The sequence below is a fragment of the Ruegeria sp. CDSB086 genome, assembly GCF_059611065.1.
The window spans coordinates 680,224-692,234 of record NZ_JBXWOV010000001.1 but is presented as its reverse complement, the minus strand read 5'-3'; the positions used below and the strand labels follow the sequence as shown (position 1 = coordinate 692,234).

11 protein-coding genes are annotated in these 12,011 nt (G+C 58.9%); 1 reads left to right on the top strand and 10 read right to left on the bottom strand.

What is annotated here, in order from left to right; translation table 11 throughout:
* Nucleotides 1–7: 7 nt before the first annotated feature.
* Genes AC2FIO_RS03425 through AC2FIO_RS03405 form a run of 5 tightly spaced genes read right to left on the bottom strand, consistent with a single transcriptional unit; the run spans nt 8 to nt 4,056 of the window.
* Entirely contained in the window at nt 8–1,180 is a 1,173-nt protein-coding gene (locus AC2FIO_RS03425; protein WP_496695614.1) for a molybdopterin molybdotransferase MoeA, read from the bottom strand.
* Nucleotides 1,177–1,650 (bottom strand): cyclic pyranopterin monophosphate synthase MoaC, encoded by a 474-nt coding sequence (gene moaC, locus AC2FIO_RS03420; RefSeq protein WP_170413610.1) that lies wholly within the window; start codon nt 1,648–1,650, stop codon nt 1,177–1,179. Before moaC ends, AC2FIO_RS03425 begins: the two co-directional genes overlap by 4 nt.
* On the bottom strand, nt 1,650–2,462 hold the full coding sequence (gene trpC / locus AC2FIO_RS03415) for an indole-3-glycerol phosphate synthase TrpC (protein WP_496695611.1): 813 nt from the start codon (nt 2,460–2,462) through the stop codon (nt 1,650–1,652). The genes moaC and trpC overlap by 1 nt, the downstream gene beginning before the upstream one ends.
* The gene (trpD, locus tag AC2FIO_RS03410; RefSeq protein WP_496695609.1) at nt 2,459–3,478 is read right to left on the bottom strand and encodes an anthranilate phosphoribosyltransferase; all 1,020 of its coding nucleotides are present in this window, start codon (nt 3,476–3,478) and stop codon (nt 2,459–2,461) included. Before trpD ends, trpC begins: the two co-directional genes overlap by 4 nt.
* Nucleotides 3,475–4,056 (bottom strand): anthranilate synthase component II, encoded by a 582-nt coding sequence (locus tag AC2FIO_RS03405; protein WP_058271745.1) that lies wholly within the window; start codon nt 4,054–4,056, stop codon nt 3,475–3,477. The genes trpD and AC2FIO_RS03405 overlap by 4 nt, the downstream gene beginning before the upstream one ends.
* Before the next feature lie 195 nt (nt 4,057–4,251).
* Here AC2FIO_RS03405 and AC2FIO_RS03400 point away from each other — a divergent pair, with 195 nt between their 5' ends.
* A complete protein-coding gene (locus AC2FIO_RS03400; RefSeq protein WP_496695608.1) occupies nt 4,252–5,844 on the top strand; it encodes a divergent polysaccharide deacetylase family protein in 1,593 nt (530 codons plus the stop codon).
* Nucleotides 5,845–5,889: 45 nt separating this feature from the next.
* Here AC2FIO_RS03400 and trpE read toward each other — a convergent pair whose 3' ends face one another.
* The 5 genes from trpE to fabI all read right to left on the bottom strand — a co-directional run bounded on the left by trpE (nt 5,890) and on the right by fabI (nt 11,893).
* Complete coding sequence (gene trpE / locus AC2FIO_RS03395; protein WP_496695605.1) at nt 5,890–7,401, bottom strand: anthranilate synthase component I; 1,512 nt, start codon at nt 7,399–7,401, stop codon at nt 5,890–5,892.
* Nucleotides 7,402–7,413: 12 nt separating this feature from the next.
* On the bottom strand, nt 7,414–9,255 hold the full coding sequence (locus AC2FIO_RS03390; protein WP_496695603.1) for a peptidyl-prolyl cis-trans isomerase: 1,842 nt from the start codon (nt 9,253–9,255) through the stop codon (nt 7,414–7,416).
* Nucleotides 9,256–9,339: 84 nt separating this feature from the next.
* On the bottom strand, nt 9,340–10,515 hold the full coding sequence (locus AC2FIO_RS03385; protein ID WP_496695601.1) for an aminotransferase: 1,176 nt from the start codon (nt 10,513–10,515) through the stop codon (nt 9,340–9,342).
* A gap of 57 nt (nt 10,516–10,572) precedes the next feature.
* On the bottom strand, nt 10,573–11,082 hold the full coding sequence (gene gpt / locus AC2FIO_RS03380; RefSeq protein WP_058271741.1) for a xanthine phosphoribosyltransferase: 510 nt from the start codon (nt 11,080–11,082) through the stop codon (nt 10,573–10,575).
* A 4-nt stretch (nt 11,083–11,086) separates the two neighbouring features.
* Nucleotides 11,087–11,893 (bottom strand): enoyl-ACP reductase FabI, encoded by an 807-nt coding sequence (gene fabI, locus AC2FIO_RS03375; RefSeq protein ID WP_108858520.1) that lies wholly within the window; start codon nt 11,891–11,893, stop codon nt 11,087–11,089.
* Nucleotides 11,894–12,011 lie beyond the last annotated feature (118 nt).

The window sequence follows — 12,011 nt, the reverse complement described above, 5'->3', positions numbered from 1 at the left end:
GCGACGCTTAGATCGGCAGGTACTGAACCTCATCTCCGGCAAGCCGGGCAGGATCATCCGGTGGACGAACTAAAAGAGCGTTTGCCTGCGCCAAAACGCTGAGCAGCGAACTGTCCTGATCGGAACATGCGCGAATGCCGGTTTCATCCAGCATAGCCCGCATGTAATGTTCGCGCGGACCGTTTTCGCCGAGCGGTTCAGCAAGCCTTGCGGTTCGCAATGGGGGCAGAACCTGTTCGACACCCAACATCCGACGCACCATTGGCAACAGGAAGAGATAGCCGCAAACCATTGCACTAACAGGATTTCCGGGCAAGCCGACCATTGCCGTTTGTCCCATTCGACCCGCCATCAGGGGTTTGCCGGGGCGCATTCGGATCTTGTAGAAAGATTGCTCCATTCCCAGCCCGGTTGAGACATTTGACACCAGATCGTAGTCTCCAACCGATGCGCCGCCGATGGTCACAACCAGATCTGCTCCTTCGGCCAGTCCGAAGGCTGTTTCAAGCGATGAGACCGAATCGCGCGCGACCGGAAGGATGCGGACGTGCGCGCCAACGTCCTCTAACAGTGCTTTCAAGCCAAACGTATTGGATGCGATGATCTGATCGGGGCCGGGGGTTTCACCCGGCATCACCAGCTCATCACCGGTGGAGATTAGAGCGACGACAGGCTTTCGAGCCACTGGTACGGTCGCAACATTCATCGCCGCTATCAGCGCGATGTCCTCTGCGCGCAAACGACGGGGGGCCGAGATCATTGTTCCTGCTTTGAAATCGACGCCTGCAGGTCTGATATTCGTTTTTGGGCTTGGCAGGTCCGAGATTGTGATCAGGTCGCCGCGACGTTCGGTATTTTCTTGTATGACAACGAAATCAGCACCTTCGGGGACTGGGGCGCCGGTGAAGATACGCACTGCCTGTCCAGGCCCGACGCGACCAGTGTAGCGGTTGCCAGCGGCCGACTCGCCGATGACCTTGAACATGGCGTGCAGCTCGACCTCGGTCGCTTTCAGCGCGTAGCCGTCCATCGAGGATGCCTCAAACGGCGGCTGGTCGCGGGTGGCCTCGATATCCTGAGCCAGAATACGACCTGCGGCGTCGGACAGAGCAACGGTCTCGGCTGGCAGGGGCGAGACCAGTTCAAACAACAGCGCGCGGGCCTCTTCGACGGTGATCATTTTGCTTCGTAACGTCCTGATTTACCGCCATCTTTTAGCAATACGCGGATACCGCCAATTTCCATCGCCTTATCCACGGCCTTTGTCATGTCATAGACCGTTAGCGCAGCCGTGGACACGGCGGTCAGCGCCTCCATCTCGACACCGGTCTGGCCCGATGTTTTGACAGTGGCTTCGACCAGCACGCCGGGCAAGTCGGGATCCAGCGTCAGTTCGACTGCAACTTTGGTGACTGGCAGCGGGTGACACAAAGGGATCAGATCAGGCGTTTTCTTTGCGCCCATGATGCCCGCAAGACGCGCCACGCCTAGAACATCACCTTTCTTGGCGCGGCCTTCGGAAATCAGATCAAAGGTGTCCTGCGCCATTTTGATGTGGCCAGCCGCCACGGCGACGCGGTCGGTGACTTCCTTGTCCGAGACATCGACCATATGGGCCTGTCCCTGAGCATCAAAATGGGTCAGCGGCATCACATGACTCCGGGGATTAGAGGGCTTGCCAAAAGGTGGCGGGTGGCTGCTGCCACGTCGTCATGACGCATCAGGCTTTCACCGATCAGGAAGCTGCGCGCGCCGTAACGTGCGATGTCTGCCAGATCTTCCGGTGTGCTCAAACCACTTTCGCAAACGATCGTCCGGCCCGCTGGTACAAGCTTGGACAGATGCCGTGTGGTATCAAGAGATGTCTCGAAGGTCTTGAGATTGCGATTGTTTATTCCAATCAGCGAGCTTTTCAAAAGGGCGGCACGTTCCAGTTCTTCCTGGTCGTGAACTTCGATCAGCACATCCATACCCCAGTCTAATGCCGTCTGCTCCAGTTCGGCGGCTTGCGCGTCGTCGACCGATGCCATGATGATCAGAATGCAATCTGCGCCCAAAGCACGCGCTTCGACCACTTGATAGGGGTCGTACATAAAATCCTTGCGCAGCGCCGGAAGCTCGGTGGCAGCCCGGGCTTCGGTCAGGTACTCTTTTGCACCCTGAAAACTCGGCGTGTCGGTCAGCACCGATAAACACGCAGCGCCGCCTTCCTCATAGGCTTTGGCCAGAGCGGGTGGATCGAAATCCGGGCGGATCAGACCCTTGGACGGGCTGGCTTTCTTGATCTCGGCAATCAGGCCGTACCCCCGACGCGCCGCTGTTCGAAGCGCATCGGCAAAACCGCGAACCTCGGGCGCGTTGCGGGCCTCGTTTTCCAGTGTTTCCAGCGACTTCTGCGCTTTGTCTGCCGCAACTTCTTCAAGTTTATAGGCTTTGATCTTGTCCAGAACCGTCTCGGTCATGCGGCCTCCTGCGTAATTCGGGCCAGGGCCGCGATTTTGTCTTTAGCTTTTCCGCTGTCGATGCTTTCCCGCGCCTTGGCAGCACCGTCTTTCAAGTCATCAGCAGAGCCAGCAACCACAAGGGCCGCAGCGGAATTCAACAGAACAGCGTCGCGGTAGGCCGATGGCGCGCCGTCCAACAAGGCGCGGAAGGCCACGGCGTTTTCCTCGGGCGTTCCGCCGATGATATCCTCGAACGGGTGGACCGGCAGCCCTGCGTCTTCAGGATGCAGCTCGACCTCTTTCACAACGCCCTCTTCCAGCGCGGCGACCCAGCTTACGCCGGTGATCGTCAACTCATCCGTGCCATCTGATCCGTGCACTAACCAGGCGTGTTCAGCGCCCAGCAGTCCCAACGTTTCCGCCATTGGGCGGATCAGGTCGCGACTGAACGCACCGGTCAGTTGACGCCGAACACCAGCGGGGTTGGTCAACGGGCCAAGAATGTTGAAAATCGTACGCGTTCCAAGCTCTTGCCGGCTGGGCATGACATGCGCAATCGCAGGATGGTGCATAGGTGCCATCATAAAGCCGATGCCGACTTCTTGCAGAGCCTTTTCAACGGTTTGCGGGCCAACCATAACGTTGATGCCCAGCTGTCCCAAGGCGTCCGCGGCACCTGACTTGGAACTGAGGTTTCGATTGCCGTGTTTGGCGACGGTGACACCAGCCCCAGCCACAACAAACGCTGTGGCGGTGGAAATGTTCAGGGTGCCTTTACCGTCGCCGCCCGTCCCAACGATATCCATCGCACCCGCCGGTGCTTTCACCGCATTGCACTTTGCGCGCATCACGGCGGCAGCGGCTGCATATTCGTCCACCGTTTCACCACGAGTGCGCATCGCCATCAGCAGGCCGCCAATCTGGCTGGGCGTGGCTTCGCCATCAAACAGGATGCCAAACGCTTGTTCAGCCTCGGCACGCGTTAAGGGTCGATCGGCAGCGGCTCCGATCAGTGGCTTCAGAGCGTCGCTCATGCAGGAACTTTCATCTCGGACAGGAAATTCTTGAGCAGAGCGTGGCCATGCTCAGAGGCGATTGATTCCGGGTGGAACTGTACGCCGTGAATGGGCAATTCTTTGTGTTGCAGGCCCATGATGGTGCCGTCTTCCAGTTCTGCTGTGATCTCAAGGCTATCTGGCAACGTGTCCCGATCCACGATAAGCGAATGATAGCGGGTCGCCTCAAACGGGGTGGGCAGGCCAGCGAACACGCCTTTACCGGTGTGGTGCATCATACCCATCTTGCCGTGGACAATCTCGTGGCAGCGGACAACATTGCCGCCAAACACCTGCCCAATCGTCTGATGACCAAGACAGACCCCCAGAAGCGGTGTCTTTGTTTCGGCTGCTGCTTCTGTCAGCGCAAGGCAAATACCGGCCTGATCAGGATCGCACGGGCCAGGGCTGAGGAGAATTCCTGCAGGGTTCATCGCCATGGCTTCTTGTACATCCAGGGCGTCATTCCGCCGAATGACCATTTCGGCGCCAAGTTCGCCTAAATAGTGTACCAGATTGTAGGTAAACGAGTCGTAGTTGTCGATCAGCAGCAGCATTTGGGTACTTGTCTCGGCTTGGGCATTTCGGACTGGCGATACAGCCCCTGGCCACGGTATAATGTCGGGACATACATGCTCAGGCTTGCGGGGCAGCGTCAAGAGGACATCCTGTTCAGGGCGCAATCGCAGGCCAAAGGCGCGGTAAACGGCGTTGAGGCGATCGAAGCAGGATGAAGGCGAGAGGCAGTTAAGATGGGCGGATTTTTAGGCGGGATGATCGCAGGGGCGGTCGTTGTTGGTCTGCTTGGTGTGGTACTATCCCTGAATACCCCTTTGACCCGGAAACCGGTTGTAAACGCCGAGGCCCCCGAGCCGGCACCGGCTGCGACCCCCGAGGTCAGCGCCGAAGCGGCTGAGACGGTGGCAGATGCCGATCTGGTAACCGCGGCGCCGGTGACATCCGATGCGTCCGGGGATCAAACGGACAATCTTGCAGGGCTGGCGGATGTAGAGACTGTGCCAGACTCTGAGCCGACGATCAGTGAGGTCGTCACGCAGGTCGAAGGGGTCGAAATACCTGAAACGGTTGAGGTAACCACATCAAACGAGGCTCCGGTTGTGCCGCAGTCGCCTGCGCAATTGCAACCATTGCCGAGCACCGAAGGCGAGCCGATCATTTCGGAAACCGCGCCGGAACCGCCGGTTGCACCCAAGCAAGAAGAGACCATTGCCGAGGTTGAGCCGCAGCCCGCGCCCGAAGTCCTGGAAATACTGCCCGAACCGGAAGTGGAACAGGTGCAGCCCGAGGTGACAGAGACCCAGCCTGAAATCGCAGAGCCGTTGCCGGAAGTCACCGAAACTGAAATCGAACCAGAACCTCAGCCCGAGCCCGAGGTCGCAGCGGTTCAACCGGAACCCGAGCCGCAGCCTGAACCCACGGCAATCGAACCCCTGGAGCCCGAGGTCGATCCGCTTGAGGAAAACCCGATTGCCGTAGAAGGGGAAGAAGACCCACAGCTCAAAAAGCTGCCCCGGATCGCAGCGGTCCCACAGATCGGCGGTGAAGAAACGGATGCCGACGGTCTGACCGTTGGTAAACGAGTCGTCCCGCTGACTGAACGCGATGACGCGCCGGTTTCAGCGGACGAGCAACCCGCGGTACTTCTGCCCGGTAAGCCAATTGATGCCTATGCCGCCAAGTTCGAAAACCCCGAGGCCAAACCGCTTATGTCGATCATTTTGATTGATGATGAAGGGGCCTTTGGAGCCGAGGCGTTGAAGGATTTCCCATACCCATTGAGCTTTGCCGTCAGCCCGTCTGACCCCGATGCGGCCGAAAAAATGGCCCGCCATCGCGCAGCGGGTTTCGAGGTTCTGGCCCTTGCCGACTTGCCCAAGGCGGCCAGCGCACAAGATGCTGAGGTTTCGATGGCTGTGTGGCTGGACACTCTGCCGGAAACCGTTGGTATTCTGGAAGGCGTGGGAACCGGCATTCAGGGCAATCGCAAATTGGCCGATCAGGTGGCCGCAATTGCCGGTGATACCGGGCGCGGGCTTATCACCCAGGATAATGGCCTGAACACTGTCCAGAAACTGGCCGCTCGCAATGGCATCCCTTCCGGGGTCATCTTTCGCGACATCGACGGTGCCCGTCAGGACCCCACGATCATGCGACGTTTCTTGGATCAAGCGGCGTTCCGGGCTGGCCAGCAGGGAACTGTCGTCATGTTGGGACGGCTGCGCCCGGACACGATCTCGGCCCTGTTGTTATGGGGGCTGGAAGATCGCGGTGGCCGCGTGGCCATGGCCCCGATTTCAGCGGTCATGACGCAAGAAGCTCAGTAAGGCTGAAGATGAAAAACGGCTGACCATGAGGTCAGCCGCTATTCTTTAAGAGTTGCCAGAGCCGGTGAATCGGGCCGCGTCTGCAGCCGCACGCCGAATGGCGTTCGATTTGTGGACGGTTTCCATGAATTCGGCCTCGGGGTCGCTGTCATAGACCACGCCTCCGCCTGCCTGAATATAAAGCTTATGGTCTTTCACGATGGCCGTACGCAGGGCGATACACATATCCATGTCGCCGCCAGCACTGAAATACCCCACACCACCGCCGTAAACGCCGCGCTTTTCGGGCTCGAGCTCGTCGATGATCTCCATTGCGCGGACCTTGGGCGCGCCTGAAACGGTGCCTGCAGGCATTCCGGCAAAGAAAGCATCTAGCGCGTCTTTGTCTTCGGCCAACTCACCAACAACGTTGGAGACGATGTGCATCACGTGGCTGTAGCGTTCAATGATGAACTCTTCGGTTGGGCGCACAGTGCCGATCTTTGCCACGCGCCCGGTGTCGTTTCGGCCCAGATCCAGCAGCATCAGATGCTCGGCCAGCTCTTTCTTGTCGGCCAGAAGATCAATTTCGTTGGCTTTATCCTCTTCGGGGGTCGCGCCGCGTGGCCGAGTGCCGGCGATGGGGCGGATCGTGACCTCATCGCCAAAGACGCGGACCAGAATCTCGGGGCTGGCGCCCACGACCTGAAAGCCGCCGAAGTTGAAATAGAACATGAAGGGCGATGGATTCGTGCGCCGAAGCGAACGATAGAGCGCGAAGGGAGGTTGCGGAAAATCCTGCGTCCAGCGCTGCGCCGGAACAACCTGAAAGATGTCGCCCGCGCGGATGTATTCCTTGGCCTTTTCGACCGCTTCCAGATAGCCGGATTTGGTGAAATTCGACACTGGCGCAGCCACCTCGGAAGCATCCCCAAGATCGCGAGTTTCGGCGGGCATGGCACGTTCTAGATCGCGTACTGCGTCCATAACACGTTCTGCGGCCTGTGCATAAGCAGCCTTGGCCGATTGCCCTTCGCTGACCCATGCAGGCGACACAACCGTGACCTCGCCTTTGACGCCGTCCAGCACAGCAATGACCGAGGGTCTGAGCATGATGGCATCAGGCAGGCCGAGCGGATCAGGGTTCACATCAGGCAGGTATTCCACCAGCCGCACCATGTCATAGCCGAGATAGCCAAACAGCCCGGCTGCGGCTTGGGGTAGGTCGTCCGGCAGGTCGATCTTACTTTCCGCAAGCAGCGCCCGCAGGTTATCCATCGGGTTGCCGGTTTGGGGCGAGAACGCATCGGGGTCGAACCGCGCCGAGCGGTTCAGCGCGGACGTCTCGCCTTGGCAGCGCCAGATCAGGTCCGGCTTCATCCCGATGATCGAATAGCGGCCACGAACCTCACCACCGGTGACCGATTCCAACATGAACGCGTCTTTCTGCGCGCCTGTCAGCTTGAGCATCAAGGAAACCGGCGTGTCCAGATCAGCGGCTAAGCGTGTGTAGACAACCTGATTCTCGCCTGCCTCATAAGCGCGGGCGAAGCTGTCGAAGTCGGGGGTCAGCGCCATATTCAGTCTCTTTTAATAGCTCGCCTGAACAGCATTCAGGGCCTGCTGATCTACGACGGGACGGGCACGGACCTGTGCATCGCGGACAAACGCATCAAAGATGTTCTGGGCCAAAGCCTGATCCAGCTGCGCGGTAAGGGCCGCTTGGACCTGACGCAGCTCATCTGTTTCGGCAGGCGGCAGTAGCTCGTCCAGACGCACGATAAACGCGGTTCCGGCACCGGGAATGACGCGCAGATCGCCTTGTTCCATTTCAAAGATCTGCGTCATGAAGTCTGCAGGTACATCTTCCAAAAAGGCCGTGCGGGTCAGGGCGTTTTCAACGCGGAACGGCAATCCGGTGGCCGTAAAGTCACCATCGGCCTGCACCTGTTCCAGAACCGCATTTGCCTGTTCTTCCAATGCCGTGTTGGTTTCGGCCTGTGTCCAGGCGGCAACGACACGATCGCGTGCGGTCTCTAGCGGTTCGGGCCGGGGTTCGAGAACCTCGTTCAGACGCAGAGCAAAGATCGAGCCGTCCTCGAGGAACGCAACCTCGGGGAAGTCGCCGTCCTGTACGGCTTCGGCCGCGCTGCGGAACCCGTCATAGGCGGCCACGCCTTCACCGGTTTGCGCGCTCCAGTCGATTTGGCCCAACTCCATTTCGGTCTCGGAGGTCAGTTCTTCCAAAGTCGCGCCACCGGCCAGCAGGTCATTGATATCCTCGGCCTGCGCCTCAATCTGGCGGCGGGCGCGATCGGCTGCCAATTCCTCGCGCAGGGCAGGGGCGGCATCTTCAAACGACGTGTTGTTTTCGGCAAGCGAGCCATTGATGCGGAACAGCGCCGGTCCGAAGGTGGAAGGCAGCGGGCCGACAACAGCGTCCAGATCGGCAGCAAAGACACCATCGGCTGCTTCGCCCAGATCCTCGCGGGTGACGTCGCCAAGGTCGATATCGCTGAGCTCAAGTTGGCGATCCCGAACCAGTTGTTCGAAGGTTGCACCGCCGACCTCTAGCTGAGCCATGGCAGTTTGTGCTGCTTCTTGATCCGGAAAGGTCAGGCGTTCAACTAGGCGACGCTCGGGCTGTTGGAATTCAGCTGCGCGCTGTTCGTACAAACGCTTTACCGAATCCTCGTCGACTTCCACGTCGTCGAGCAGCATTTCGGGTGACAGGATCGCATACGTCAGCTTTTTGGTGCGCGGCAGGGTGAACAGCTCGGTGTTCTCATCATAAAACGTTTGGACCTGCTCGTCGGTCGGGGCGGCAACAGGTGCGGGCAGGGCGTCAGGCGCCAAAGTTGCGACGGTAAAGCTGCGGCGGGCACCAACGTAGTCGGTCAACACCTGCGTGAGGGTTTCGGGCATCTTCACACCGCTAACCACGGCACTCTGCACGATTGTGCGGGATGTTTCCTTGCGCAGGTCCGATTCGAACTCGGTGTCTGACATGCCGACCTGTTCCAGTTGGAACTGATACGCGTCGCGGTCAAATGTGCCGTTGACGCCCTGAAAAGCCGGAATCGCAACAATTTCTTCCTGCAGGTTCTCATCACCGATCGAGATACCCAACAAACCGACCTCATTGTCCAGCGCTGCTAAAGCCGTCAGGCGCGACAAGGCAAGACGATCCAGACCAAATTCAATGGCCTGCGACATTTGCAAAGGCTGGCCTGTCTGTTGTTCAACCGCGCGAATTTCGCGCTGCAGCTCGCGGACATAGTCATCAACCGAGATATCCTCATTCCCGACTTGGGCCACCGAACGCACGGTGCCAGAGAGGCTGGTTGCGCCAAACCCTGCAAGTCCGAGCATCAAAAGGCCCATGAGAATCCAGACAAAGGTCTTTGATAACTTTTTTACGCCTGCGGCCATTGTGCCCTCTTCGTGCTTTTGTCGGCAGGTAACTGCCCTGTCGGTTGCGGCCCTGAATACGACGCGCACCGTCGGGGAGCAAGCTCAGAAGGACAGAGCAGCCAGCCGTTCGAACAATTGCCCCAATCCGGCGCGGTCCAGATTGGCAAATGCGATACGAACCTGACGTTTTCCGGCCGCATCATTTTCGGGCATGAACATTGTGCCGGGCAGCAGCAGGATGCCGGCCTCGGGGACCAGTCGTTGGGCCAGTTCGTCCGATGGGATATCGAACGGGTGTTCGAAATAGGCGAAATAAGCGCCCAGACCCAGCAGCCGCCAACCCTTGTCCGTCAGGCTTGGCAACAGCTCGGCAATTGCGGCGCGGCGGTCGAGGATCTCATCCCGTTCTCCTGCCAGCCATTGCGACAGGTTATGCATTCCCCAAAGGGCTGCGTGCTGGCCGATCTGGCTTGGGCAGATGGCGACTGTGTCCAAAAACTTTTCAATCTCGGATAGCAGGTCAGTGCCGGTCGCAATCGCGCCGACACGGTGGCCGGTCAGCCTGTATGCTTTGGAAAAGGAATAGAGGTGGATCAGGGTTTGATCCCAGTCAGGCTGGGCGAACAGGTCATGCGGTGGGCCGCTGCGGCTGTCGAAGTCCCGATATGTTTCGTCCACGATCAGCCGGATGCCGACCTCTTGCGCAAGATCAAAGAATGCGCGCACCAAAGGGGCAGGGTATTCCACTCCGCCGGGATTGTTCGGGGTCACCAGAACGATAGCGCGGGTTTTGTCAGTGATCAGAGCACGGGCTGCGTCCGGATCGGGCAGCAGAGCGTCATCGGTTGGCAGATCCACGGTTCGGACGCCTGCCATGTCCAGCCACATCTTGTGATTAAAGTACCAGGGCGTTGGAACAATCACCTCGTCATCCTGATCGGTGATCGCTGTGACCGCAGCCGCAAATGCCTGATTGCAGCCCGGGGTGATTGCCACCTGATCGCTGGACACCAGCGCGTCATAATGCGACCCGATCTGAAGGGCGAGTTCAGATCGCAGGGCAGGATTGCCCAGAACCGGCCCGTAAAGATGGGCGCTGTCTTCGGTCACGGCAAAGCTGGCAATCGCTTCGCGCAACGCCAGGGGCGGTGGATCGACCGGGGCCGCCTGGCTGACGTTGATCAGGGGACGGTCATCAGGAAACTCCACCCCCTCCAACCAGCGCCGCGCCTCCATGACCGGAGGGGCAAATGTCGCGGTGGTACGGGACTGGGTCATGACGGGCCTGTCCTTTGTAAGGCTTTGCCTCACTCTTTGTGGGTTGAGAGGGTTCTTTTAGTCGGTCCCGCGGTAGGGCTCGACATATTGCAGGGCCATATCCCAAGGGAAAAAGATCCAGGTGTCCTGGCTGACCTCGGTGATGAACGTGTCCACCATCGGACGACCCTTGGGCTTGGCGTAAACTGTCGCGAAATGCGCCTTGGGGTACATTGCGCGCACCAGCTCCAGCGTTTTGCCGCTGTCGACCAGATCGTCGATGATCAGAATACCTTCGCCGTCGCGCATCAGCTGGGCATCGGGGGCTTTCAACACCTCGGCTTCGCCTTGGTCCTGATGGTGGTACGAGCGCACGCTGACTGTGTCGACGGTGCGGATGTCCAGCTCGCGGCTGACGATCATCGCAGGCGCCATACCGCCACGGGTGATGGCCACAACTGCGCGCCATGCGCCGTCATCCGGGCCTTGCCCGTCCAAACGCCAGGCCAAGGCGCGGGAATCACGGTGGATCTGATCCCAGCTGATGTGAAACCCTTTTTCGTGGGGCAGGCGATCCTTGGCGCTCATGTCTTTATCCCTTTTCGACGTCTGGTGCGTCGACGGCTTTCATGCCGACAATGTGATAACCCGAATCCACATGCAGGTTTTCTCCCGTTACACCGCTGCTGAGGTCAGACAGCAGATACAGAGCTGATTTGCCGACATCGTCGATGGTCACGTTGCGACGCAGGGGCGAGTTATACTCGTTCCATTTCATAATATAGCGGAAGTCGCCGATGCCGCTGGCGGCCAGCGTCTTGATCGGGCCTGCTGAAATCGAGTTCACGCGGATACCGTCCTTGCCCAGATCCTCGGCCAGATATTTGACCGACGCCTCAAGCGCGGCTTTGGCGACACCCATCACGTTATAGTGCGGCATCACCTGCTCAGCACCATAATAGGTCAGGGTGACTGCGCTGCCGCCTTCGGACATCATCTTTTCGGCCCGTTGCATCACAGCGGTAAAGGAATAGACCGACACGTCCATGGTCAGTTTGAAGTTCGCGCGCGACGTGTCGACGTAGCGGCCCCGCAGTTCGTTCTTGTCCGAAAAACCGATGGCGTGAACAACAAAGTCCAGCTTGCCCCATTTCTCTTCCAGAGATGTGAACAGCGCATCAATCGATTCTTCGTCACTGACGTCGCAGGGCAGAACAATTTCACTGCCAAGTTGTGCCGCCAGTGGATCAACGCGTTTCTTAAGTGCGTCGCCTTGATAAGAAAAAGCCAGCTCTGCTCCGGATTCGGACAAGGCACGGGCTATTCCCCATGCGATTGATTTATCATTGGCCAGTCCCATGATGAGGCCGCGTTTGCCGGCCATCAACTGATTTGACATGTTTGGTTCTCCGCCTGTCTTCGCGTTATGTTGGGATGGTTTATGCCATTGGGTGCGCTGCATCAAGGCCGCGCGCTCTTGCCCGTGGCGGGTTCTCGCCCTAGGGTGGGCTTTATTA